General features: G+C 62.4%; 20 protein-coding genes and 1 pseudogene. 12 read left to right on the top strand and 9 right to left on the bottom strand.

Annotation, left to right across the window (positions count from 1 at the left end; all coding sequences use genetic code 11):
• Positions 1-16 precede the first annotated feature (16 nt).
• The 7 genes from AC6H34_RS02600 to AC6H34_RS02570 form a co-directional block, all read right to left on the bottom strand.
• A complete protein-coding gene (locus AC6H34_RS02600) occupies positions 17-1,471 on the bottom strand; it encodes an aldehyde dehydrogenase family protein (RefSeq protein ID WP_497537803.1) in 1,455 nt (484 codons plus the stop codon).
• 34 nt (positions 1,472-1,505) lie between these two features.
• Entirely contained in the window at positions 1,506-2,642 is a 1,137-nt protein-coding gene (locus AC6H34_RS02595; RefSeq protein WP_497537802.1) for an amidohydrolase/deacetylase family metallohydrolase, read from the bottom strand.
• Positions 2,643-2,706: 64 nt separating this feature from the next.
• Complete coding sequence (locus AC6H34_RS02590) at positions 2,707-3,726, bottom strand: ABC transporter ATP-binding protein (RefSeq protein WP_448146272.1); 1,020 nt, start codon at positions 3,724-3,726, stop codon at positions 2,707-2,709.
• 23 nt (positions 3,727-3,749) lie between these two features.
• Complete coding sequence (locus AC6H34_RS02585) at positions 3,750-5,657, bottom strand: ABC transporter permease (RefSeq protein WP_448146273.1); 1,908 nt, start codon at positions 5,655-5,657, stop codon at positions 3,750-3,752.
• 113 nt (positions 5,658-5,770) lie between these two features.
• A complete protein-coding gene (locus tag AC6H34_RS02580) occupies positions 5,771-7,075 on the bottom strand; it encodes an ABC transporter substrate-binding protein (RefSeq protein ID WP_448146274.1) in 1,305 nt (434 codons plus the stop codon).
• Between the two features lie 301 nt (positions 7,076-7,376).
• Entirely contained in the window at positions 7,377-8,318 is a 942-nt protein-coding gene (locus tag AC6H34_RS02575; RefSeq protein WP_448146275.1) for a MurR/RpiR family transcriptional regulator, read from the bottom strand.
• Positions 8,319-8,512: 194 nt separating this feature from the next.
• Entirely contained in the window at positions 8,513-9,277 is a 765-nt protein-coding gene (locus AC6H34_RS02570) for a class II aldolase/adducin family protein (RefSeq protein ID WP_448146276.1), read from the bottom strand.
• Positions 9,278-9,663: 386 nt separating this feature from the next.
• Between AC6H34_RS02570 and AC6H34_RS02565 the strand changes: the two genes are divergently transcribed.
• From AC6H34_RS02565 to AC6H34_RS02545, 5 genes are read left to right on the top strand one after another with little or no spacing between them, the layout of a single operon-like run.
• The gene (locus AC6H34_RS02565) at positions 9,664-10,893 is read left to right on the top strand and encodes an ABC transporter substrate-binding protein (RefSeq protein ID WP_497537801.1); all 1,230 of its coding nucleotides are present in this window, start codon (positions 9,664-9,666) and stop codon (positions 10,891-10,893) included.
• Between the two features lie 39 nt (positions 10,894-10,932).
• Entirely contained in the window at positions 10,933-11,868 is a 936-nt protein-coding gene (locus tag AC6H34_RS02560) for a carbohydrate ABC transporter permease (RefSeq protein WP_497537800.1), read from the top strand.
• Positions 11,858-12,694 carry a carbohydrate ABC transporter permease gene (locus AC6H34_RS02555; protein ID WP_448146279.1) on the top strand — a complete coding sequence of 279 codons (837 nt, stop codon included), beginning with the start codon at positions 11,858-11,860 and terminating at the stop codon, positions 12,692-12,694. The genes AC6H34_RS02560 and AC6H34_RS02555 overlap by 11 nt, the downstream gene beginning before the upstream one ends.
• A 48-nt stretch (positions 12,695-12,742) precedes the next feature.
• The gene (locus AC6H34_RS02550) at positions 12,743-13,804 is read left to right on the top strand and encodes an ABC transporter ATP-binding protein (RefSeq protein ID WP_497537799.1); all 1,062 of its coding nucleotides are present in this window, start codon (positions 12,743-12,745) and stop codon (positions 13,802-13,804) included.
• A 28-nt stretch (positions 13,805-13,832) separates the two neighbouring features.
• Positions 13,833-14,615: an SDR family NAD(P)-dependent oxidoreductase gene (locus AC6H34_RS02545; RefSeq protein ID WP_497537798.1), complete on the top strand. Its 783-nt coding sequence runs from the start codon at positions 13,833-13,835 to the stop codon at positions 14,613-14,615.
• Between the two features lie 96 nt (positions 14,616-14,711).
• Here AC6H34_RS02545 and AC6H34_RS02540 read toward each other — a convergent pair.
• Positions 14,712-14,925: pseudogene (locus AC6H34_RS02540) on the bottom strand (IS3 family transposase); the annotation flags it as partial.
• A 17-nt stretch (positions 14,926-14,942) separates the two neighbouring features.
• Positions 14,943-16,619 carry a hypothetical protein gene (locus tag AC6H34_RS02535; RefSeq protein WP_497537797.1) on the bottom strand — a complete coding sequence of 559 codons (1,677 nt, stop codon included), beginning with the start codon at positions 16,617-16,619 and terminating at the stop codon, positions 14,943-14,945.
• A 166-nt stretch (positions 16,620-16,785) separates the two neighbouring features.
• Between AC6H34_RS02535 and AC6H34_RS02530 the strand changes: the two genes are divergently transcribed.
• From AC6H34_RS02530 to AC6H34_RS02500, 7 genes are all read left to right on the top strand, one after another.
• On the top strand, positions 16,786-17,076 hold the full coding sequence (locus AC6H34_RS02530) for a hypothetical protein (protein WP_448146284.1): 291 nt from the start codon (positions 16,786-16,788) through the stop codon (positions 17,074-17,076).
• A 35-nt stretch (positions 17,077-17,111) separates the two neighbouring features.
• Positions 17,112-17,765 carry a hypothetical protein gene (locus AC6H34_RS02525; protein WP_448146285.1) on the top strand — a complete coding sequence of 218 codons (654 nt, stop codon included), beginning with the start codon at positions 17,112-17,114 and terminating at the stop codon, positions 17,763-17,765.
• Positions 17,766-17,775: 10 nt separating this feature from the next.
• A complete protein-coding gene (locus AC6H34_RS02520) occupies positions 17,776-19,215 on the top strand; it encodes a DUF1254 domain-containing protein (protein WP_497537796.1) in 1,440 nt (479 codons plus the stop codon).
• Between the two features lie 91 nt (positions 19,216-19,306).
• On the top strand, positions 19,307-19,621 hold the full coding sequence (locus tag AC6H34_RS02515) for an HdeA/HdeB family chaperone (protein ID WP_448151233.1): 315 nt from the start codon (positions 19,307-19,309) through the stop codon (positions 19,619-19,621).
• A gap of 117 nt (positions 19,622-19,738) precedes the next feature.
• On the top strand, positions 19,739-20,131 hold the full coding sequence (locus tag AC6H34_RS02510) for a DUF2721 domain-containing protein (protein WP_448146287.1): 393 nt from the start codon (positions 19,739-19,741) through the stop codon (positions 20,129-20,131).
• A gap of 72 nt (positions 20,132-20,203) precedes the next feature.
• A complete protein-coding gene (locus AC6H34_RS02505) occupies positions 20,204-20,992 on the top strand; it encodes a hypothetical protein (RefSeq protein WP_497539841.1) in 789 nt (262 codons plus the stop codon).
• 445 nt (positions 20,993-21,437) lie between these two features.
• Positions 21,438-23,906 carry a glycogen/starch/alpha-glucan phosphorylase gene (locus AC6H34_RS02500; protein ID WP_497537795.1) on the top strand — a complete coding sequence of 823 codons (2,469 nt, stop codon included), beginning with the start codon at positions 21,438-21,440 and terminating at the stop codon, positions 23,904-23,906.
• The last annotated feature ends 30 nt before the right edge of the window (positions 23,907-23,936 follow it).

Here is a 23,936-nt window from a genome sequence, read left to right as displayed (position 1 = left end):
TGGCTGCATGTCTTCATCAGGCACCCGTCCGGGTGATGGTGATCATCTTCAGCTCGGTCATGGCCTCCAGCGTGAGGCGTCCGCCGAGGCGTCCGATGCCGCTCTTGGTGCCCGATCCCCCGCCGAAGGGCAGATGGATCTCCCAGTAGGTGCTGCTGGCATTGATGTTCACGATCCCTGCGGGAATCGCTTCGCCGAAGCGCAGAGCACGGTCCATGTTCTGGGTGAAGATGCCGACGCTCAGCCCATATTCGCTGTCGAGGGCGAGATCGAGCGCCGCCTCGTCGTCATCGAAGGAGAGAATGGGGATGACGGGTCCGAACGTCTCCTCGCGATTGATCCGCATGTCGCGGGTGACTCCCGTCACTACGGTCGGTTCGAAGAAGAGATCGCTGCCAAGGTCCGGACGCGGTTTGCCGCCGGTGAGAACCGTGGCGCCGTTGGCGACGGCATCGTCGACATGCTCCCTCACCTTCGCCGCCACCTTGGGATTGTTGAGCGGCCCCATGGTGGTTCCCTGGTGCAGGGGATCGCCGAGGATCTCTCGCTCGGCCCGTTCCACGAGCTTGCGCGCCAGCGGTTCCGCGATCGCGCGGTGGGCGAGCACCCTGCCGGTCGCGGCGCAGATCTGGCCCGCATTGGAGAAGGCGCCGACAGCGGCGGCGTCCGCCGCCTTGTCGAGATCGGCGTCCTCGAAGACGAGCACCGGCCCATTGCCGCCGAGTTCCAGCAGCATAGGCTTGCCTGCACCACGTTCGGCGATGCGCCGGCCCGTCGCGGCGCTGCCGGTGAAGCCGATGCCGTTGGTATCGGGATGGACGACGATCTCGTCGCCCACCGTGGCGCCCTCGCCGATCACGAGATTGACCACGCCCTTGGGCAGGCCTGCTTCCTCGATGGCACGCATCAGTTCCACGGCCGCCATCGACGTGGTCGGTGCCGGTACCCAGACGATGGCGTTGCCTGTGGCGATACCCGGCGCGAGATATTCAGTGGGAATGTTGACCGGATAGTTCCATGGGGTGATCACGGCATAGACGCCGCGAGCTTGGCGGATCGTGATGACCAGCTTGCTCGGGTCCTCGGCCGGCGGTGTCTCTCCGCCGAGCTGTTTCACGAGTTCGGCGGCGAGACGAAATCCGTCGGCCGCCTTGGCGACTTCACCGATGGCCTGGGGAAGGGGCTTGCCCTGCTCCGTGCTCAGGACCCTGGCGATCTGCTCCCTCTTTCCATCGATCTTGTCGGCGATGGCGACACACATGGCCGCCCGGTCCCAAACGGGGCGGGAGGCCCACCCCTTTCTGGCCTGCTTGGCCGCGGCGATGGCGCGCCTGGCGGTCTCACGGCTGCTTTTGGGGAGCCAGGCGATTTTCTCGCCCGTGGCGGGATTGATCGCAGGCATCAGGTCGGGCTCGGCTTCCCAGGTGCCATCGATGAAATTGCGCAGGATATCGAGCTTGGTCTGTTCCATGGCCGTTTTCCAATGATGCGATGATCGAAATGACTCAGACGGGATGCCACCAGCGGCCCGCAACGACGACGCCACGGGCGAAGATGCGCCTTTCGGCGTTCACCACCTCGCCGCGCACGTCCTGCAGGGGGAAGGTTCCCTCGTCGACAGACAGGATGGAGGCATCGCCTACGCTACCCGGCTTCAGGCTGCCGAGCTCGGGACGGCGAAGCGCCCTGGCGGCGTTGACCGTGGAGGCGGCGATGATCTCGCCGAGCGGCATGCCGAGTGCCAGGAACTTGGAGAGTGTCGTGACCTGATCATAGGCGGGGCCGGCTATGCACAGCGCGTGCACGTCCGAGGAGATCGTATCGGGCTTGAAGCCCTTGGCCAACATGGCACGGGCCGTCTTCCAGCCGAAGGAGCCCATGCCGTGTCCGATGTCGAAGAGCACGCCGCGCTCGCGGGCAGCGAGGACCTCAGGCTTGATCTCTCCATTGCCGTCCACCGGGGCGTTCGGGAAGGGCCGGAAGCAGTGGGTGAGGACGTCGCCCGGGCGCAGGCGTGAAACGACGGCTTCATAGGAGGGAGGCGGCTCGTCGATATGCGCCATGAGGGGCAGGCCGGTTTCGTCGGCTACCTGCAGGGCGACGTCGAGGGGCGTGATCCCGGCCGGCCCGCTTGCCGTGCGGCCGATGCGGACCTTGATGCCGATGACGACGTCACGGTTGGCGTTGGCGACCTCCACTGCATCGCGGGCCGCCAGCAGGCGGATGTCATGGCCCTCACCGACCATGACACGGCTCGAAAAGCCGTAAATGCCGGCAAAGGAGACGTGGAGATAGGCCAGAATGCGGACCTGGCAGGGATCGATCACATGCCTGCGGAAGCCCGGAAAATTGCCAGGGCCGGCACTGCCCGTGTCGATGCAGGTCGTGACCCCGCTGACGCGCGCGAACTCCTCGGCATCGATGCCGAGAGAGGTGCCTCCCCAATAGACATGGGTGTGCAGGTCGATCAGGCCCGGCGTGACGATTCTTCCGCCCACGTCGCGGACCTCTGCGCCGCCGGCGTCCAGACTGTCGCCGATGGCCGCAACCTTTCCCTCCGCAAAGGCGACATCGGTTATGCGGTCGAGCCCCTGCGAGGGATCGATGACGCGGCCGTTTCTGAGAATGAGGTCAAAAGACATGAAAGCAGTACTTCTTGTTCCTGGAGAAAGAAGGGGCGCAGGCCCGCGAGGGTGATGAAACCTGTCAGATGCGGGCGCCGCTCTCCCGATCGAAAAGATAGACGGCGTTGGGCGGTGCGCCGAGGGTGAGGCGCTCGCCCAGGCGCAGCGACGCGGGATCGTTGCAGGTCGCCTTCACGATCTGGTCGCCCACGACCACGTCGAGATAGTGGACCGGGCCTGCGGGCTCGATCAGCGCCAGCTCGCCCGTCAGCGTGAAGCCGTCGGTGCCGCCGGCATCGGGAAGGGGTGTCAGGTCGTGAGGGCGTACGCCAACCAGGCGCCCGTCGCCATGTCCGCCAGCCGTCCTCGATCCAGGCAGGAAATTCATCTGCGGGCTGCCGATGAAGGAGGCGACGAACTGGTTGGCCGGTTCGCGATAGATGGTCATGGGCTCGGCGAACTGCTGGACGATGCCGTTGTTCATCACGGCGATGCGGTCGGAGAGCACCATCGCCTCCTCCTGGTCGTGGGTGACGAAGATGACCGTCATCCTGAGCTCGCGCTGCAGCCGCTTGATCTCCGTGCGTGTCTTGACCCTGAGGCCGGCGTCGAGATTGGAGAGAGGTTCGTCCATCAGCAGGGCGGCGGGATTGCGGACGATGGCGCGTCCGACGGCCACGCGCTGGCGCTGGCCGCCGGAGAGCTCTGCGGGCAGGCGGTCGAGCACATGTTCCAGGCCGAGCATTTCCGCCGCCCACGCGATTTGCCGCCGGATGGTCTCCTCCGGCAACTTCTGCTGGCGGAGAGGAAATGCGAGGTTGTCGCGCACGAGCATGTGCGGATAGAGCGCATAGTCCTGGAAAACGAGCGAGATGTTGCGGTCGCGGGCGGAAACGCCGGTGATGTCCCGGCCGTCGAACAGGATCGAACCGGAGGTGATGTCTTCCAGGCCGGCGATGCAGAACAGCAGGGTGCTCTTGCCACAGCCAGAGGGGCCGAGGAACGAGATGAACTCCCCGTCCCTGATGTCGAGATTGAGCCCCTTGAGCACGGCGTAGTTATGGTAACTCTTGGAGACATTCTTGATGTTGATCGACGTCATGCACGAACTCCAAAGCGGCCGGATCAGCCTTTGACGGCGCCCGATAGCGCGCCCTGGATGAGGTAGCGCTGGAAGACGAAGGCCACGATCACGGGGGGCGTGATCGAGAGCACGCTCGCCGCGAACATCGGACCGTATTCATAGAAGCGCGCCTGGCTGAGGAAGCCGGAGAGCACCACGGGTATGGTTTGCGCCCTCGGGGTGGAGGTGAGGATGAGAGCGAAGAGAAACTCGTTCCAGGCAGCCAGGAAGCAGAAGATGCCTGCCGCTATGACGCCCGGGCGGACGACGGGGAGCAGGATCTGCCACATCATCCGCATGCGCGTGCAGCCGTCGATCAAGGCGGCGCGATCTAGGCTTGCCGGTACGCCCTCGAAGTAGCTCTTCATCATCCAGGCGCTCAGGGGCAGCAGGAAACTGCAATAGGCGATCACGAGGCCCGTGCGCGTATCGATCAAGCCGAGAGTGCGAAAGATCACGAAGAAGGGCAGGACGATGGTGAGTGCCGGCGTCATGCGGGTGAGCAGCAGGCCCCAGAGACTGGCACCGAAGAAGCGGCTCCTGGCATGCCGCGCGAAGGCATAGCCGGCAAAGGTGCCGAGTACCACGCTGATCAGGGCCACGACGGCGCCGACGATGAAACTGTTGAGCAGCGAAAGCGGTACGCGCTGGGCCTGCACGCTTGTCGCGATGCCGCTTTGTATGTTGGGCATCAGCACGGCCTGGAAGTTCTCCAGGGTGAAGCCGCTCGGCACCAGGGTCGGCGGTGTGCGGATGAGATCGGAAGCGGGAGTGAGGCTCATGAGGAGGAGCGACACCACGGGCATGGCCGACCAGAGGAATAGGGCAATGGCGGCCAGGACGAAGCCGAGACGGGCGAGTGCCTTCTGCAGGGCCGGCGGGAGGCGTCTGCGCCGAGGGATCGGCGGAAGCGTCATCATCTGGTGGCGGCGGATGACGGCTTGTGTTTCCACCATCGGAACGGGGGATGCGGCGGACAGCTGGCGTGGCCGTCTGCGGGGACCGAGCACCACGAAGTACAGGATGGCGAGGGCGAAACTCAGCGCCGTGAGACAGTAGAGGATGGAGGCGCCTTCTCCGAATTTCAGGAACTGAAACGAGTAGAGATAACCGAGCCAGGCAAAGACCGTAGTAGCCGATCCAGGACCGCCGCGCGTCATGATCCAGACGATGTCGAAGGCCATCAGCGCATTGATCGTGGCGATGATGGAGATGAAGAGCAGGTTCGGTTTCAGCCACGGCAGGGTGATCGCGAAGAAGCGGGCAAGCGGTCCTGCTCCATCGAGCATCGCCGCTTTGTGCAGGTTGCCGGGCATGGACTGCAGGCCGGCGAGCAGCATGAGCGCCGTGAGCGGGGCCTGGTTCCAGACATGGGTCAACGCCACCAGATTCAGCGCCCGGAAGCCGTCGCCCAGCCATGGCAGCGCCAGGGAGCCCAGGCCGAGGTCATTGAGCAGGCCTGTGAGGACTCCGTAATTGCCGGCGAAGATGAAGGACCAGAGCACCCCCACCGAGACAGGGGCCATGGCCCAGGGCACGAGCATGACACTGCGCAGGAAGCCTCGGCCGGGAAAGCTTCGGTTGAGGATAAGCGCCATGGCCATGCCCAGCAGCGTCGTGCCGATGACCGAAAAGGCAGCAAAATACACGGTGCGCCCGAAAGCCTGCCAGAACTCGCCGCTGCTCAGGATGGTCGTATAGTTGTCGAGGCCGACGAAGATCCAGCGCTTGGTGATGGGATTGGTACGATTGAGGCTGAGGTAGAAACTGTAGACGAGCGGGAGGCCGACGACGGCAATCACGATGATCAAGGTTGGCGCCACCGCGCCATAGGCGAAGGCGGGCACGCCGGCGACGCGCTTTCGGCGGCGCTCGGCGACGGGCTGGGACTGGGCGATCGTTGTGGTCAATTACGGCCTCCGTCATGGGACTCGGCCACGAGCCCGACGATAGGATGCTCGGCCGGCACGGGAGAGATGCCGGCCGAACGCAAGGGAGCGACGGCGCGGCGCCGCCGATGCCCTTACTGGTATTGCTTCTTGAGGTCGGCGACCTTGTTGCTGAGTGCCTCGACGAGTTGGTCGGTCGTCATGTTGCCGCGGATATATTCCTGGGTCCGCTGCATCATGAACAGGTCCCATTCCGGGAACCAGATCATCTTGGCGACCTTGCGCGAGGTTGCCAGTTCGAGCTGCTTCTTGGTGATGTCGAGGTCGCGCCACTTGCTGAAGCTGGCGACGACTTCCGGATCGGCCATGACTTCCTTGTAGGCCGAGCCCAGGCCGAACTCGAGTGCCCAGCGCTTGATGACGTGGTACTGGCCATCCTTCGACTTGCCGCCGAAGAAGCGCAGCAGCTGCCAGGTCCGGTCGACGTCGACGGGCTGCTTGCCCATCATGTAGACGGCCGTCCAGGCAAAGGTGGAATGGGTCTTGCCCGGCATCAGGGCGTTCTTGACCTTGCCGGCCGCCTTGGAAAGCTTCGGATCGTTGGCGACCTTCTGGTCGTAGTCATGCAGCACCATGAAGGTGTGGCGACCAGTGGCGTAGCTCGGCACGCCTTCGTTCGGCAGCGTCATGATGTCGGGAGTGACGAGTTGCTCCTTGTAGAGGGTCTGGTGGGTTTCCAGCACCTTGCGCAGCGCCGCATCATCGACGAGATCGTTCTTGTCGTCGAAGACCGGGGCGCCCTCGGCATACCAGCAGGAGAACAGGCTCCACGACAGTTCGGGCCAGTTCTGGCCCCAGGCGCTGTTGTAGGGCGCATCCGAGATGCCGTCCTTCTTCAGCTTCCGGCATGCGTCCAGCAAGGCATCGAAACTGTCGGGCGGTGCGGAGATCCCTGCCTTCTGCAGATGTTCCTCGTTGTAGATGAAGGCATTGTGCCCGGCGTAGTAGGGCAGGCCCGCGAGCTTGCCGTCCGGCAGCGACATGGACTGCACGCTCACGGGAAACATGCCTTCCTTGATGGCGTCGAGATCGGGAAGTCCGTCGAGATCGCGGGCCCAGTCGGCGGCGCACCAGCGGGCGATGTGATCCTCTTCCGCGTAGAGCATGTCGATATGCTGGCCGCCGGTGAGCTTGGTTTCGGCCACGGGATGGTAGTCGCCGCTTACCAGCTCGTAGGTGACGTTCTCGTCATAGAGCTTCTTGAAGGTGTTGACGTTCTCCTCGACGATCTGGGGCTGGTACTGCCAGCCGATGAAGGTGAGGGGCGCGGAGGGCGCCGCCGAGGCGGAGCGGCCGAGTAGTGTGCTGGCCGAAAGCGCGGCTGCGCCCTTGAGCACACTGCGGCGGGACAACAAGAAACGTTCCAACGACTTGTTCATGCACGCGTTCCCGTTCTGGCTCTGGAGTTGTCGACGCCATTGGCTGGCGCTTCGATCGACGAACCTCACCACCGGATCGTTTCGGCAATGAAAGTCCGTCCCCCGGTTTTGTTGCCGGGGATGCCAACGCTTTGGCTGGACATGTTAGAGCGATGATGGACTGGGGAAGTCCCGCCGACAAGAGAAATTTTCATTTTCTTATCATTTTTGGAAGCGGCGGTGCCGGATTATCTAGATTGTGATCTAAAAATGATCAGTAAAGCAAAATTTCTGGTGAAGATATGAACAAGTCGTCCGAATTTCAGTCAGAAACCGGTTGGCTGTCATCCTCGTCGCGATAGGTCGTGAATTGCTGCTTGATGCGCCGCAGCTTCTCCTGGGCCAGCGGCCGGCTGCGGATGGCTGCTCCATAGGCGATGAGATCCACGACGGACAGGAATGCGTAACGCAGGCAGGTGGGGCCGATTACGTCGCCGTCGTCGGCCACGTCGACGGTGAGCGGCAGGTGCACGGCCTTGACGAGGGGGGTGTTCGCCACTGTCAGGCCAATCGTGGTGGCACCATAGTCGGCCGCGATGCGTACCGCCTTGATGAGTTCCTGGTTGTTGCCGCTCAGGGACGAGCACAGCACCACGTCGCCGCGTTCAACGGTTGCCGCCAGCATCATCTGCATCTGGTGATCGCTGCTGGTGCTGATACGAAGGCCCAGGCGAAACAGTCGGTTGTGCACTTCCTCCACCATCCAGCTCGACACACCGCCGCCGCCGAAGGCGTAGATCATGCGACTGTGGCTGACGAGTTCGATGGCGCGCTCGAGCGCCGCGAAATCGATCGTCCTCTGAGCTTCGAGGATTGCCCGTTGGGCGCGCATGGCAACGCGCTCGCTGACCTCGCGCAGCGTGTCGGGAGGCCTCACGGGTTCGAGATAGCGCGTGCCGACCCGCATGCTCGCCATGATCTTGAGCTTGAGATCGCGCAGCCCGTCGCAACCTATGACGCGGCTGAAGCGCGTAATCGTCGGCGCCGAGATGTCGAGCCAGGCGACGAGATCTTCGATCGGCTTTTCGACAAAGGTGGTGGGGTGTTCGAGAATCGCCCTGGCGATCTTGCGATGGGAGCGCGACAACTCGTTTTCGTGGTCGAGCATGAAGCCGATAATGTCATGGGCAGGGTATGCAGCCCCTGAAGGTGCCGCATCAGCCGGTTCCTCCCGGCCCCTGTGCTTCCTGGTATGCTCGTCCATGCAACCTTCGATCGCGTTGGAAACCTGATTTCCATCCATACTCCAGCCCAGCCTGAATTTACAGTTTCCGATCAGGGCCGCCGATGCGCGCCACTAGAGCAAAACGCGTTGAGTTCGAGACGGCCTTTGAGAGTAACTCATTGCTATCAAAGCAATTCATGGTTCTCGGCGGTTCGGGATGAAACTGGAATACACTAGGTCGCGTAGTCCGGTTCCTCCCGGTCGAGGATGCGCCGCCAGGCATCGAGATGGAGGCGGGCATCCATCTTGTCACCCCACGGACCTTCGTGATGCCGGCGCAGGCGTTCGGGCAGCACGTGCAGCTTCTGGCCGGTCTGCATGGCGGTCAGCTGGTACATGCAGGTGCGTTCGGCCATGTAGGTTTCGTCGAAGGCATCGTGCACCGTCGGGCCGGCGACGGTCAGGCCGTGACCGCGCATGATCATGATCGAGTGCTCTCCCATCAGCCCGGCGATGCGGTCGCCCTCCTCGTCGTGGCTGACCGGCTCGTCGCCGAGGGCATCGTAGACCGCGCGATCGTTGAGCAGGAGATTGTTGTGATGCGACAGCGACAGCTCCGCGCCGTCTATCAGGGAAAGCGCCGTGGACCAGCGTGGGTGCACATGCACGACGCAGGTTGCATTGGGGTTGCGGAGATGAATGCGCGCGTGGATGTGCATGGCGACCTTGCGCAGCTCGCCCTTGCCTCTGAGAACGCGGCCGGCGAGATCGCACACGATGAGGTCGCTCGCCCTCAATTCCTGGAAGAGGTAGCCGCGCGGGTTGATCAGGAACAGTGGCTCGGCGGTATCCGGCAGCATCACGCTGATGTGGTTGCCGATCTGCTCGTTCCATTCCAGCCGCGCGGCGATGCGGAATACCGCCGCCATGTCGCAGCGCAGCCGCCACTCGGCCTCGTCGATCGGGCTGTCGCGCAAATCTCCCGTCGGAGCAGTCATGGATCGTCTCCTTGCCGGTTCCATGCCGGCGCTGGACTGGATTCAGGCTGCCGGATGACGCCAAGAAAAGAGGCGACGGCTGCCTGATTTTTTCAATTTTTGATCAATTGTCGATCATTCACACGCATGTTGTCGTCATTGGCAATAGAAATGATAAAAAAATAAAAATTTTTCTTGGCAGCTGCCTCGACTTCGATCCATGATCCTTTCCCGGCGGATAACCGATGGCTTCTGCGCTCGGTCCGTATCGTTCGACGTATTTCCAGTTTCGCTTGACACCATGGCGGCGTCTCCGCGGCCAGGCAGGGAACCGTCATGCCCTGTCGGGACAGTGACCGCGGTCCGCATGCCGGATGCCCGCTCCCGATCGAAGGAAAGATGTCTACATGGCTTCGAAATTTGCGCGACTTCTCACCGGCGCTGCATGCGGACTGATTGCGCTTGCCTGTATCGGCCCCGTCCAGGCGGTCGATCTGCGCTTCACGGCCGGCGAATATTCCAAGCACACGCTGCCCTTCTTCCAGAAGGTCGCCAAGGATTACGAAGCCCTGCATCCGGACGTGCACATTCAGGTCGAGGTTGCCCCCTGGGACGGCTATCTCCAGAAGCTGACGACCGATGTGAATGCCGGAAACCCGCCGGATCTATCGATCGTGGCAACCATCTGGGTTCCCGATTTCGCCTCCCAGGGCGTGATCGAGCCTCTGGACGGCCTGATGACGCCCGAGTTCAAGTCTGCCTTCATCCCGTCCTTCTTTGCGCCCTCGACCATCGACGGCAAGCTGATGGGCGTTCCGGCGGCGGCCTCGGCACGCGCCATGATGGTCAATCTCGACCTGTTCAAGCAGGCCGGGGTCGAACCGCCCAAGACGTGGGAGGATTTCTATACGGCCGCGAAGAAGATCTCGGCCCTGCCCGGGGTCTACGGGTTCGGGCTGCAGGGTAAGGAGGTCGAGACGGATGCGTATTTCTATTACGCGTTGTGGTCGAACGGCGGCGACATCCTCAAGGACGGCAAGAGCGCGCTCGACAGTCCCGAATCCATCAAGACGGCCGCCTTCTACAAGAAGCTGATCGACGAGAAGCTCACGGAGCCTTCACCCACGGCCTATAGCCGCGAGGATATCTTCCAGATGTTCAAGCAGGGCAAGCTTGGCATGATCTTCACCTTTCCGATGCTGATCCCGCAGATCAAGGCCGAGGCTCCGAACCTCCACTATGCCGTGCTGCCCTTCCCAACCGACCTCAAGCCCAGCACGCTCGGGGTCACCGACGTGATGATGCTCTACAGCGCCTCCAAGGCCAAGAAGGAAGCATGGGACTTCGCCCAGTTCATGTTCCAGGACATGTATCGCTCCCAGTTCGACCATGACGAGGGTCTGCTGCCGGTCACCAAGAACATCGTGGCGCAGGACTACTACACCAAGAACCCCGATCTGAGCACCTTCGCCAGCGGTCTGAGCTACGCCAAGTTCACGCCTACCATCAAGAACTGGGCCGAGATGGCCGACATCACCACGCGGGCTCTGCAGGGCATCTATCTCGGCCAGGCCACTCCGGAGGCCGGCATGAAGGATGCGGCGAACCAGATCAACGGCATCCTGGCGGACCAGTGATCACGAGGGAACGGGAGGGACGAGCGTGAGAGCGATGCGATGAGCGCGGGCGAAGACGCAACGCATGCGGCGGTCGGTTCAGCTCGCTCGGCAGGTCTCCGCCCGCCGGCCTGGCTGGTGCCCATCGCCCTCATCCTGCCAAGCTTCCTGCTTGGCTTGTTCATCATCGCCTATCCGCTGTTCCAACTGGGCGAGATCGCCGTGCATCAGGTCAATCGCTTCGGTCAGCTGCGTGGTTTCGTCGGCTTCGACAATTTCGTCCACGTCTTGGCCGATCCCTTGTTCGCTAGCAGCGCAGTGCGGACCCTGGTATGGACGGCAGGCGTAGTGGTCGGCACCATCGGCCTGTCGGGACCCGTCGCCATCATCCTGAGCCGTCCCTTCATCGGCCGTGGCCTCGCCCGCGTGATCATCATGCTTCCGTGGGCGGTCTCGCTTACCATGACGGCGATCGTCTGGCGCTGGGCGCTCAATGGCGAGAGCGGTCTGGTCAACGTATCCCTCATGGAACTCGGCCTGATCAAGGAGCCGATCGTCTGGCTGGGGTCGGCCAATCTCGCCTTCGTCACGGAGATCGTCATCGGGGTGCTCGTTTCGATCCCGTTCTGCACGTCGGTGTTTCTCGGGGGGCTCGCCTCCATCCCCTCGGACATCTATGAGGCTGCCTCCCTGGAGGGAGCCGGGACCTTCGAGCAGTTCAAGTCCCTGACGCTGCCCCTCATGCGCCCCTTCATCACCATCGCGCTGGTGCTGAACATCATCTATGTCTTCAATTCCTTCCCGATCATCTGGGTGATGACGCAAGGCGGGCCAGCCAACTCCACCGATATTCTCGTCACCTATCTCTACAAGCTCGCCTTCGTCTTCGGGCGCATGGACGACGCGGCCGCCGTCTCGCTCCTGATGTTCCTCGCCCTGTTCGTGTTCACGCTCATCTATCTGCGTCTGGTCGTGAAGAGGTCATATGACGAATAGGGCCCTGAACCGCCGCAGCCTGCTCAACTGGCTCCTGCTGGCGCCGCTGGTGATCCTCAATCTGTTCCCCTTCGCAGTGATGTTCTTCACGGCGCTGAAGCCTGGCAGCGAAGTGGTCTCCAATGCCGGGGCCTGGCTTCCCAGCCATTTCGCCTGGCAGAACTTCGTCGACATGTGGACGACGACGCGTTTCGGCCCGGCCCTGCTCAACAGCGTCTATGTCGCCGTCGCCTCCTCTGCGGGCGCCATCGTCGTCAGCATCCCGGCCGCCTATGCGATGTCGCGCTTCAAGTTCCGCCTGAAGCGGCCCTATGCCGATTTCCTGCTGGTGACGCAGATGCTCTCGCCGATCGTGCTGGTGCTCGGCCTCTTCCGGCTGGTGGTCTGGCTGGGACTCATCGACTCCATCAACATGCTGGTGATGATCTACGCCACGTTCCAGATCGCTTTCGCGGTGTGGATGATGCACGGCTACTTCAACTCGATTCCGGTCGACTTGGAGGAGTCGGCCTGGCTGGAGGGAGCTTCCCGCCTGCGTTCGCTCGTCGGCATCTTCCTGCCGCTCTCGCTGCCGGCCATCGCGGTCACGGCGATCTTCACCTTCATCAATGCCTGGAACGAGTTCGCTCTGGCGCTGACGCTGCTGCGCAAGCCCGACAACTACACCCTGCCGATCCAGGTCTTCTCGCTGGTGGCCGGCCGATACGAAGTCGACTGGCACTACGTCATGGCGGCGACTTTGCTCGCAACATTGCCGATCGCCCTGCTCTTCGCCTGGCTGCAGCGCTACCTGATCGGCGGCATGGCGACAGGCGCAGTGAAATGACGGCCGCAAGCGATCTCTTTCCCGCCAACACCGGACAGGACCAGACTGATGGCTACATTGTCGTTCAGGAAAATCGCCAAGAGCTATGATGGCCATCCTGTGATCGAAGCCCTCAATCTCGACATCAGGGATGGCGAGTTCGTCGTGCTCGTAGGCCCGTCCGGCTGCGGAAAGTCGACGCTGCTGCGCATGGTGGCCGGCCTCGAGCCGATCAGCGATGGCGACCTGATCATCGGCGGCATACGCGCCAACGACCTGCCGCCGCAGAAGCGCAACATCTCCATGGTGTTCCAGTCCTATGCGCTCTACCCCCATATGACGGCACGCCAGAACATCGCCTACGGGCCGAAGCTGCGCGGGGAGCCGGCGGACATGGTCAACGCCAAGGTGGAAAAGGCGGCCGGGATCCTCAACCTGCATGGCTACCTCGACCGCTATCCACGCCAGCTCTCCGGAGGTCAGCGCCAGCGCGTCGCCATGGGCCGTGCGATCGTGCGGGAACCGTCGGTCTTCCTGTTCGACGAGCCCCTCTCCAATCTCGACGCCAAATTGCGGGTACAGATGCGGACCGAGATCAAAGGACTGCATGCCCGCCTTGGCACCACCATCGTCTATGTCACGCATGACCAGGTAGAGGCGATGACGATGGCTGACCGCATCGTCGTCATGAATGGTGGCCGGATCGAGCAGGTGGGGACGCCGGTCGAGCTCTACGATCGTCCGGCCAACATCTTCGTCGCGGGCTTTCTCGGCTCGCCGTCCATGAGCTTCATCGAGGCGAAGGTCGAGAGTGGTGATCCCGCCAGTGCCCGCACGACGGACGGAGGCAAGGTGCCGCTGCCGATCAGGGGAGTGCCCGGAAGCGATATCGTCGTCGGCCTCAGGCCGGAGATGATCGGCGTGACAGACGGGCCAGGTGACCTTTCGATGGAAGTCGGTCTTGTCGAGCCCACGGGGGCGGAGACGCTCGTCCATGGTTCGCTCGGCGGCCATCCGGTGATAGCGGTCGTCGGCGGACGCCCTGCGATCAGGCCTGGCGATCGCATCGGTGTCGCCCTCAAGGACGGCCTCCACATCTTCGACGCCATCACCAAGGCCAGACTCAACTGACTGTTCACATTCCCCGAAAGGTCCCCTCATGTCCGTACTCGATCGATTCAAGCTTGACGGCCGCCGCGCCATCGTGACCGGAGGAAGCCGCGGCCTCGGGCGGGAGATGGCGCTTGCCCTTGCCGAGGCGGGGGCGGATGTCGCTGTTACCGGTCGGGACGTAGGTCATATGGAGGATGCCGCGGATGCGATACGTGCTCGCGGGCGGCGGGCCTGGACGTTCCAGGGTGACATGTCGAAGCCGGAGGAATGCGAGGCGCTCTGCGAGAAGGCCCTGTCTGATATGGGACCCAGCGACATCCTCGTCAACAATGTCGGCGACCGCGGCATGAACATCAAGATCGAGGAAACCCCGCTCGACATCTGGCAGCATTTCGTCGACCTCAACCTGACCCACTGCTTCCTCGCCACCAGGATCATCGGTGGAGCCATGCTCAAGCGCGGCCAGGGCGGTAAGATCATCAACACGGCGTCGATCAGCGGCATGATCGCCAACAAGGGCATAGCGGGCCGCCACTACGAGACGACGAAGGCCGCTGTGATCCATTTCACGCGCTGCACCGCCGTTGACTGGGCGCCGTACAATATCCGAGTGAACGCCATCTGCCCCGGGCTGTTCATGACCGATCCGAACCGTCGCTGGGCGGAGAAGAACCCGGATGTGATCAAGACCTTCATTGCCTCCGTGCCCATGGGCCGGGCGGGTGAGCCGGAAGAACTGGGGCCGCTGGCCGTCTATCTGGCCTCGGATGCATCCTCTTTCGTGACGGGAGCCGCCTATGTCATCGATGGCGGCTATACGGTGTGGTGATCGATGAAAGTGCGGATGAGTGCCGAAATTCTTCGGCATTTTCATGCCTTTCAGAAGATAAGTGCGATTTTGATTGCCAATGAAGCGCTTCCCAGCCCGCTCGGCTAGGTTGGAGCGTACCACACCCAATGCGACGGCGACCGCCTTCACTGCGAACCGTCGTTGTCGAACGAGTTCAGACCCAAGACGGCTTTTTTGGCTCGCCAGATCGAGGACTTCCTTCAGGATCTCCACTTCCACCGTCTTGCGGCCGAGCATCCGCTCCAGACCGCGCGCGCTTCTTGAGTTCACGTATACGAGCCGCTGCCACGTGCCCTCGCGTTGCGCTCAAGGTGGAATCGGGAACTCTGCCTTACGCAGCGACGCCAGGAATCGTTCGCGATCCGCCGGCTGGACGTTCCTCAGGCCTGCCCAAGACCTTACATTCTTCGCGAATTCCGGTGCATGCGTCATCAACCATTGGCGCTGCGTCGCGGCATCATCGGCCAGTCCGGCTTCCGCGAAGATCGCAGCCGCAACCAGGTGATAGGCAGGATTGTCCATGACCGCGGCCTTCCTGATCAGGGTGGCTGCCTCTTTGTAATCTTTGCGAACATATGCGCAGATCGAGAGAATGGTTTCATAGTATCCCGAAGGCCCGGGATTGCGATCCAGCGCCTCCGTGATCAGTGCGCAACCCTCTTTCCATTGTCCGGAATCGGCCAGGCGGGCTCCGTATTCTCCCATGAGCTCGGTATCGTTTGGATTGGTCTCCGATGCGCGCTTGCCGACATTCAAGGCTGCGTCGAGCTGCCTGTCGAAATAAAGGGTCAACATCTTGGCCTGGAGGGCTCGCACATTCTGCGGATCCAACTCCATGGCGCGATTGGCCGCCGCAATGGCTCGTTCAAGCGAGGCCGGCGAGGTCGATGCATCAACTGGATAGCCAAAGCGCATTTCATCGATATAGGTCTGCGCGAGGAGCGCCCAGGCGGTAGCGTAGTTCGGAAAGCGGTCCACCGCGTCTTCAAGGCATTTTCGCACGTTCGGATGGGATTTGGCATCGAGATTGGCGCGATAGGCGAAATAGGAAAGGGTGCATGAATAAGCCGACCAATCGCCGGTCGTCGCCTGCATGCTGCGTTCGGCGTCCGCCTTGAAGATAATTCCATAAGGCTGCCCGAGGGCCGTCGCGACCCGTCGCGCAATCTCGGATTCGACGGCAATGATCTGCGAGGGCTCGAAAGCGGTTTCATAAGTCTGGGCCCAGAGAACCGCCGAGTCTTCGGCATCCGACACGCGGGCCTGCAAACGAAGCTTGTCTTCGGACACGCTGACGCCGCCTGCGAGAATGTAGCGGGCATTGCGCGATACGGGCTTGGTGCCGCCGTCATCCTCGACCGTCACTATGTCCTTGAATTTCGCCAACTGGCCGATGATCTCCTGGGTCAGGCCCTTGACGACCACGCGCGACGCACCAGAACCGGTGAGATCCTCAAAAGGCCGGATCATCAGGCGCGGAATGGCGGGTGCGACGGGAGGACCGGCTGCGAAAAGCGTCAGCAGCGCATAGGTGACGGAGGCTACCGCACCAAGCCCGGCGGCCAGCGCCAGCGCCACGAAGAGACGTCGCGACGGCCGCCTGGTTGCCGCCGCTGGCGGTTGATAGGGGACATGCGGCTCAAAGAGCGGGACATATCCGCCCTTTGGGATCGAGATCCTGATGGGGTCATCATGCCCGGCCGCCTCGTAATATTGCTCCAGCGCGCGACGGAGCCGGCCTGCCTCTATCCGCACGATCGGGTCGCCGTGGGCATCGAAGTTACTGTTGCGTCCGAAGACATCGGTTGCAATAGCGAAGGCCTTGATGCGCTCTGCACGGCCGGCCAGGGTCTCCTCGACCACATAGGCGAGGAAGTCCCGTGAGCGCTGGGTTGCTTCGAAATCGGGCGCTTCGAGTATCCGCTTCAGCTGCACGCGGACGCTTCCATCGGTGGCAGGAATCTCGGCGGGCAGGGGGACCATCTGCGAGGCCACACGCTCGCCGCGCGCAAATGGGCTCCCTAGCGCTCGGACAGCGGCGAACCACGAGCCCATGGCGTAATATCACCCCCTGATACGCGTAATGTTACGCTCGATCCACCCCCACTCATCCTACAATTATCCCATGAAGACGGCGAGAGGAAATCACATGGGCAGCTCGGACATTGAAGGGGTGAGCTCGGCGAAGCAGCATTTTCCCAACCGTTCTCAAGCAATCGAATTGCTCGTCCAGGAAAGCGAGAGCTTCCGCGACCTGTGTGGCGAATTGGCCGCCGCGGAGGCGGCGCTGGCCACCGTCGACCAGCTCGACGAAGCGTTGCGTGCGGAGCGGCGTCTCGAATGGCTCGCTTATATCCGGAGCGCCCTGACGGCGATCGAGGCCGAGCTGCAGCACGTCAATATCATTCCGATCGAGCGCGGCAGTCGAAGGCAGCCGTGAGCGGTCCATAGCGAGGTCATCAGGGGGAAAGAGGGATGAAACCGACATTGACCGCGGCCGCGGTCCTTTTTTGTGCTGCGGTGGGGATGCCGGCGATGGCGCAGGACGCGATCCAGGCACCCGCCCAAAAAACGATAGGCGGTGCCCAGAAAACCCGGGTTGAACCAGCGTTGATTGTCATGAACGCGGCCGGCGCCAAGCTCGAGGGCAATCAGCTGACGCTGGTCAGCGCCGCGCCCAATTCAATCATATTTGCCGACCGGCCGGTGCGGGCCGCAGGTCACGCGCTCACCGCGCATCTTCTCCAAGAATGGTCGGCCGGATCCGACAGCTTCGCCAAGGACCCGCCCAACGCCACCGTTTCGGTCTTCAGCAAGGATGGCTCCGCAGTGAAGGACGCCGTGGTGACGTTGAAGTCACCCAAGGCCGAGGGAGCCAACATCACATTCGAGGTCGCTGTCCTGGAAGGCGCGATACCCGCCGACGCCGACGGGCCCGCCTCCATTTTCATCGACATCATCGGCCTGCCGTTCACGCCCTTCTCCTTTGCAGGAGCAGCCAGGCGAACCGCATTCCGGGGGGCGTTCTACGCCGGCGCTGCAGCTGACGCAGCCTACGCTTATCCGCCGCCTCCCGACGCCTACCCGTACTACCACCCCTACTACCCCGCGTATCGGCCCTACCGGTAAGGACAAGATCATGACCGATATTACCCGACGCGCCGCCCTGGGCGGCCTGAGCCTCGCTGCTGCCCTGGCAGTTTCACCCGCACGGGCCCTCGATGGTCCGCTTGCCGATCTCGTTACCGGCGCGGACGATTTCTGGACGGCGGTCGATGCCTATATCTACGGCTATCCGCTCGTCACCATGGAAATGACGCGTCGCGTCATCACCAACGTCGCCGCAGTGAAGGGCACGCGGGGCCCGATGGGCCAGCTCATCAAGCTGCGAGAATACCCGAACGCGGCCTTCCGGGATGTCACCGCTCCCAATGCCGACACACTCTATACGACCTCGTTCATCGACGTAGGAAACGAGCCTTGGGTGTTCTCGTTCCCGGACATGGGCGACCGCTATTTCCTCTTCCCGATGCTCGACGGTTGGACCAATGTTTTCCAGGTCCCCGGCAAGCGGACGACGGGCGGCGCGGCGCAGGCTTTCGCCATCACGGGGCCGGGCTGGTCGGGCACGCTTCCCTCTGGCGTCACCCAGTATAAATCGCCCACCGCCATCGTCTGGCTCCTCGGTCGCATCTACTGCACGGGGACGCCGGAGGACTACGCCGCCGTCCACAAGCTTCAGGATGCCTGCAAGCTGCAGCCGCTCTCGACCTGGGGCAAGGATTATACCCCGCCGCCAGGCAAGGTTGACCACGCCCTCGACATGAAGACGGCCGTGCGCGAGCAGGTCAATCGGATGAGCGCCGTGGAGTATTTCACGGAGCTCTGCGAACTCCTGAAGCGCAATCCGCCCGCAGAGGCCGACGCGCCGGTGCTGGAGCGCTTTGCTTCCATCGGCATCGTGCCGGGCCAGTCCTTTGACAAGTCAAAGCTCGACAGCACCTTCGACAAGCGCGTTCCGGCGATAGGCTTCGACCGCATCATGCTGCACTTCAAGTTCAGCGATGGCGACGTGCAGCAGGTCAATGGCTGGGGATTTACGACGAAAACCGGCCTTTACGGCACGAACTATATTCAGCGCGCCCTCGTCACCGCCATTGGACTTGGCGCCAACCGGCCGCAGGATGCCGTTTACCCGACCTCGCTGAAGGACGGCAACGGCCCGCTTGCCCGCAGCTACGACGGCGCCAACACCTATGTCGTGAACTTCAAGAAGGGCCATCTGCCACCGGCGGCCGGCTTCTGGTCGATCACGATGTATGACGAAAATTATTTCTTCGTCGCCAATCCGATCGACCGCTACTCGATCAGCGCGCGCCAGAATCTCAAGGCCAATCCCGACGGATCGGTCGACATCTTCATCCAGAACAAGTCGCCGGGCGCGGACAAGGAATCGAACTGGCTCCCTGCGCCCAAGGGCAAGTTCTATCTGATGATGCGCCTCTATTGGCCGGAAGAGAGCAATCCGTCGATCCTGGATGGTTCCTGGGTCATCCCGCCTGTCAAACGCTTGGGCTGACAGCCCGAGCCAGCAGCCATATTCAACAAACGGAGATGCCGCGATGCGGATATGCAGATTGCTTGTTGTCGGTGCCATCCTGGGCTTCGGCATGGCGGGCGCGCGCGCCCAGGAAGCGACGCCCCTTTCTAAATATGTCGACGCCAACGGCTTCCTCGATGTGCAGGCCCTGACCTGCGCCCAACTCGCCGATACATACCAGGAGGATGCCGACGCCCTCACGACCTGGTACAGTGGCTGGTATAACGGGCTCGCGCATAAGCACTTCCTGGACTTTAAGAAGGGAAAGGAAGCTGAGCACGAGGTTATCGTCTACTGCAAGGCTCATCGTGACAAGAAGATCATCGAGGCGATTGCCGTCGTCTTCAAGGACGAGCGGGCGAAGCTGGGTATCGAAATGAAGTGAGGCTGCCCGGAAGACGCCGGCGCATGCAGCACCGGCGTCTCCGACCATCGAGAACGCTGGGGATCGTGGCGCATCATGATAAGCGACGTACCGACGCTTTCACAAATCTCGCGGGTCATGTTGCAGGCGACGGCCCCGGCTTTCATGCTGGGAGCTACCGGCTCGTTCATCGGCATTCTGGTGGGACGCCTGAACGTGATCATCGATCGCAGCCGCTCCATTCATGGCATCAAGGACAAGGACGAGGACAGGTCGCCGCTGAAGTCGGACAAGCCGCGCCTGCGGAAGCGTGCGCAATTGTTGCAGCGTGCACTGGCCTTCTCTGTGGCGAGCGCGATCTGCACCACGCTTCTCATCATGTGGGGTTTTGCCGTCGCCGTCATGGGCTACGACCACGAAATGGGCGCCGCCCTGTTCTTCATCGCCTCGCTGCTTCTCTTCTGTGCCTCGCTGCTAACCCTCGCAAGGGAGGTCCGGATCGGCCTGGTCGATCTCGATCATCTGCCCTGACGTGTTGGAATGTCGTTCAATACAATCGGTGACCATGTCGAACTGTGGGGATTTCGTTGCATGAAACGCGTCATGGTTTCCGTAGGCTCTCTATTTCTCGCCGGACTTGTGGCGTCTGCGGCAACGCCGTCGCAAGCGGCGGATGTCGGAACCACACCCATGTCGGCCCAGGCGGTGCAGGGCACGATCGGAGGTTGGTCGTACGCCGTCAGTCCCTATTTTTGGGCGGCGGGTCTCTCGGGTGATGTCGCGCAGTTCGGCTTGCCCGCAGTGCATGTCAATGCCGATTTCAGCAACATCTTCAAGAATCTGGACTTTGCCGCCATGGCGATCGGAGAGGCTCGCTACGAGCGGTTCAGCGTCTTCGGAGACGTCATGTACACCAAGCTGTCCGTGGGTACGGCAACGCCGCGCGGCATCGTCGCGGGTAGCGTTTCACTGGAGACGAGCACCTTCGCAGGCTTGCTGGGCGCCGGCTACGCGGTCTTCCAGGACGGCGACAGTCATCTCGACGTCGTGGGCGGTGGGAGGCTGTGGAATGTCAACAGCGAACTCGGCTTCCACGGAGGCCTTCTGGCCGGACGCAGTGGCAGCGACAGCGCCACCTGGGCCGATGCCATGGTCGGCGCCCGCTTTCGCTATGCCATTACCGACAATTGGTATCTGACCGGGTGGGGCCTGATCGGCGCGGGGGGTGCTTCCGTCGACTGGGATGTCGCGGCTGGACTCGGCTATAAGTTCAGTGACGCCATTTCGGCGGTCGGCGGCTATCGCGCGCTCGGCGTTCGATACGACCACGATGGTTTCGTATTCGATGCCATCCAGCAGGGCCCCGTCCTGGGCCTGGTCTTCCACTTCTAAGCCCTCATCTCGGGCACTCGCAGGGCCTCCGCGAGCATCCGCCGGCTTGTGCTTGCGACGGTAGCCGTCAGCAAGGGTACGCCAAGGTTCCAAAGGTCAATAGCGTGTGGTTCCCGCACGCTGCTATGGTCAAGGCATCCCCGGCCTACAATCGGAGCGGCGCGGCATGGCAAACTCGCTGTTGAGCGACGGGCTGATATCGGTGGACGCTTCTTGCCGCGCGTCGAACCATCTGCCGGTCGGAGAAATCCACCCCAACGAAAATCCATTTCCCATCATTCACCAAAGATAACGTCAAACCGCCGCTGCTCGGCCAGCGGCCGTGAAGATCTGGCGTGGGGCCCTCGCCGGCGAGCCAAGGCGGCGACCTCGCGACCGTAACGCCGCTAGGGGGGACGACGTCATGTGCAACGGCGCGGGGATTGCTGCCACCGGAAAGCAGCAGGTGACAACGGGGCTCGCGGAACTTCTGGAGCGCTACGGCTGCGGCCCGGTTCGGTTCAATGGCACGAGCGATGCGCTCTATGAGCGCCATCTCATGTTCGACAACGTCATCAATCAGGCTTCGGCAGGGCCTCGCGAGCGTTACGAGGCGCTCTCGCGTTCCCTGCGAGACGTGCTGTCGCAACGCTGGCTGCGCACTGACGAGACCTACGCACGCGTCAATCCCAAACGTATCCACTATCTTTCCATGGAATTCCTGATCGGACGCTCGCTGTCCAACAATATCATGAACCTCATGCTCGATCCCGTCATCGGGCGCGCCATCGAGGAAAAGGGTATCGACTGGACGGCACTCATCTCCGAGGAGCCTGACGCGGGTCTCGGCAATGGGGGACTAGGTCGGCTCGCCGCTTGCTTCATCGAATCCATGGCCAGCATGCAGCTCCCCGCCATGGGCTATGGGCTGCGCTACGAATATGGCATCTTCAGACAATCCATCGTCGATGGCTGGCAGGTCGAGCAACCCGACAACTGGTTGCTGCGTCCCGATCCGTGGGAGGTGGCAAGGCCGCAGGACAAGGTCGAGGTTCAGCTCGGCTGCTCCTTCGAGGTTCGGGGCGGAAGTCTCGGCCTGGTGGCTGGCCAACCCTCCAGCCTCATCGGCTTGCCATTTGATCGCCCCATGGTCGGCTATGGCGGCAAGACCATCAATACCCTCCGGCTATGGGCTGCCGCCACGCCCGATCAGTTCGACTTCCAGGCCTTCAGCGCCGGGGCCTTCGTCAGCGCGTTGGCCGAGCGTCTCGCGGCCGAATCCTTGACCCGGGTTCTCTATCCCGACGACTCCACCAGCCAGGGACAGGGTCTGCGCTTCGTTCAGGAGTATTTTCTGGTCGCGTGCTCGATCGCCGATCTCGTCCGGCGTTTTCGCCGCAGCAATGCGGACTGGCGCACTTTTCCACAAAAGGTCGCCATACAATTGAACGACACCCACCCAAGCCTCGCCGTGCCTGAGCTTGTTCGGATTTTGCTCGATGAGGCTCAACTCGGCTGGGACGACGCCTTCGACCTGGCGCGGCGGACATTGGCCTATACCAATCACACCCTCTTGCCGGAGGCGCTGGAGAGATGGCCGCTGCGATGGTTCGAGCTGTTGCTGCCGCGGCAATGTGAAATCATCCTGGAGATCAACAGGCGCTTCCTTGCCGATGTCCGTACGCGATTTCCCGGCGATGAGGGGCGGGTCGAGCGTGTGAGCCTGGTCGAGGAGGGGCCTGAGCGGAAAATCCGTATGGCAAATCTCGCGATTGTCGGTTCGCACAGCACCAACGGGGTCGCTGAGATCCACTCCGAACTCCTGCGGAGCGTGACGGTTAGAGACTTGGCCGAACTCTTCCCGCAACGCTTCAACAACAAGACCAACGGCGTGACACCGCGCCGCTGGCTCCTGCTGGCGAACCCGGCGCTCGCCGCGGCCATCACCGGGGCCCTCGGCGAAGGATGGGTTACCGATCTCACCGAACTGACGAAACTGCGCCCGCTTGCCGAGGACGAAGACTTTCGTGATGCCGTTCGCCGGGCCAAGCGTACGGCCAAGGTCCGTTTCAGCGATTGGCTGCGATCGACGGCCGATGTGAGTGTCGATCCAGACGCGATCTTCGACTGCCAGATCAAGCGCATTCATGAATATAAGCGCCAGCTTCTGAACGGGCTGAGAGTGGTCGCGCTCTACAATCGGCTGCGAGAAAATCCGAACCTGGACGTAGCGCCGCGTACCTTCTTTTTCGCCGGCAAGGCTGCACCAGCCTATCAACTGGCCAAGCTCATCATCAAGTTTCTCAGCAATCTTGCCGGAACGGTGAACGGCGATCCCGCCGTAAAGGGGCGCCTCAAGGTCGTGTTCTTGCCTGACTATTGCGTCTCGCTGGCGGAGCGCCTGATCCCGGCGGCGGACGTTTCCAACCAGATCTCGACCGCAGGCTACGAGGCAAGCGGGACGAGCAACATGAAGTTCATGATGAATGGAGCGCTGACGATCGGCACCCGCGACGGGGCGACGATCGAGATGGCGCAGGCCGCCGGCGAGGAGAACTTCTTCCTTTTCGGCCTGACGGCAGACCAGGTGGCAGCCAGCCGTGCCTGGTACAGGCCGCAGTGGCACTACGAGAACGAGCTGGAGACGCGCGCCGCCCTCGACCTGATCGCCTCGGACCACTTCAGCCGCTACGAACCCGGCGTCTTTTCGCCGCTACGCGATATGCTGCTCCAGCATGATCACTATATGCATCTTGCGGACATGAGGGCCTATCTCGAAGCGGACGAACGTCTGCTCCAGCTCTACGCGGACCCGGACGCCTGGGCGAGAAAGGTGATTTCCAATCTGGCGGGCTCAGGGAAGTTCTCCAGCGATCGAACCATTGCCGAGTACGCCTCGGAAATCTGGCACGTCGAGCCTTGTCCGGTGCCGTGAGTGGCCACGTATCGCCCTGGCAAACTCGGG

The sequence above is a fragment of the Labrys sp. ALF-8 genome (assembly GCF_059699065.1).
The sequence above is the reverse complement of the archived record's forward strand: the minus strand, read 5'-3'. Positions and strand labels throughout refer to the sequence as shown.

Bases quoted from the DNA above. Each gene is read 5' to 3' on its own strand.
- AC6H34_RS02600 (WP_497537803.1), bottom strand. From the start codon at position 1,471: ATGGAACAGACCAAGCTCGATATCCTGCGCAATTTCATCGATGGCACC.
- AC6H34_RS02595 (WP_497537802.1), bottom strand. From the start codon at position 2,642: ATGTCTTTTGACCTCATTCTCAGAAACGGCCGCGTCATCGATCCCTCG.
- AC6H34_RS02590 (WP_448146272.1), bottom strand. From the start codon at position 3,726: ATGACGTCGATCAACATCAAGAATGTCTCCAAGAGTTACCATAACTAC.
- AC6H34_RS02580 (WP_448146274.1), bottom strand. From the start codon at position 7,075: ATGAACAAGTCGTTGGAACGTTTCTTGTTGTCCCGCCGCAGTGTGCTC.
- AC6H34_RS02575 (WP_448146275.1), bottom strand. From the start codon at position 8,318: ATGGACGAGCATACCAGGAAGCACAGGGGCCGGGAGGAACCGGCTGAT.
- AC6H34_RS02570 (WP_448146276.1), bottom strand. From the start codon at position 9,277: ATGACTGCTCCGACGGGAGATTTGCGCGACAGCCCGATCGACGAGGCC.
- AC6H34_RS02565 (WP_497537801.1), top strand. From the start codon at position 9,664: ATGGCTTCGAAATTTGCGCGACTTCTCACCGGCGCTGCATGCGGACTG.
- AC6H34_RS02560 (WP_497537800.1), top strand. From the start codon at position 10,933: ATGAGCGCGGGCGAAGACGCAACGCATGCGGCGGTCGGTTCAGCTCGC.
- AC6H34_RS02555 (WP_448146279.1), top strand. From the start codon at position 11,858: ATGACGAATAGGGCCCTGAACCGCCGCAGCCTGCTCAACTGGCTCCTG.
- AC6H34_RS02550 (WP_497537799.1), top strand. From the start codon at position 12,743: ATGGCTACATTGTCGTTCAGGAAAATCGCCAAGAGCTATGATGGCCAT.
- AC6H34_RS02545 (WP_497537798.1), top strand. From the start codon at position 13,833: ATGTCCGTACTCGATCGATTCAAGCTTGACGGCCGCCGCGCCATCGTG.
- AC6H34_RS02535 (WP_497537797.1), bottom strand. From the start codon at position 16,619: ATGGTCCCCCTGCCCGCCGAGATTCCTGCCACCGATGGAAGCGTCCGC.
- AC6H34_RS02530 (WP_448146284.1), top strand. From the start codon at position 16,786: ATGGGCAGCTCGGACATTGAAGGGGTGAGCTCGGCGAAGCAGCATTTT.
- AC6H34_RS02525 (WP_448146285.1), top strand. From the start codon at position 17,112: ATGAAACCGACATTGACCGCGGCCGCGGTCCTTTTTTGTGCTGCGGTG.
- AC6H34_RS02520 (WP_497537796.1), top strand. From the start codon at position 17,776: ATGACCGATATTACCCGACGCGCCGCCCTGGGCGGCCTGAGCCTCGCT.
- AC6H34_RS02515 (WP_448151233.1), top strand. From the start codon at position 19,307: ATGGCGGGCGCGCGCGCCCAGGAAGCGACGCCCCTTTCTAAATATGTC.
- AC6H34_RS02510 (WP_448146287.1), top strand. From the start codon at position 19,739: ATGTTGCAGGCGACGGCCCCGGCTTTCATGCTGGGAGCTACCGGCTCG.
- AC6H34_RS02505 (WP_497539841.1), top strand. From the start codon at position 20,204: ATGGTTTCCGTAGGCTCTCTATTTCTCGCCGGACTTGTGGCGTCTGCG.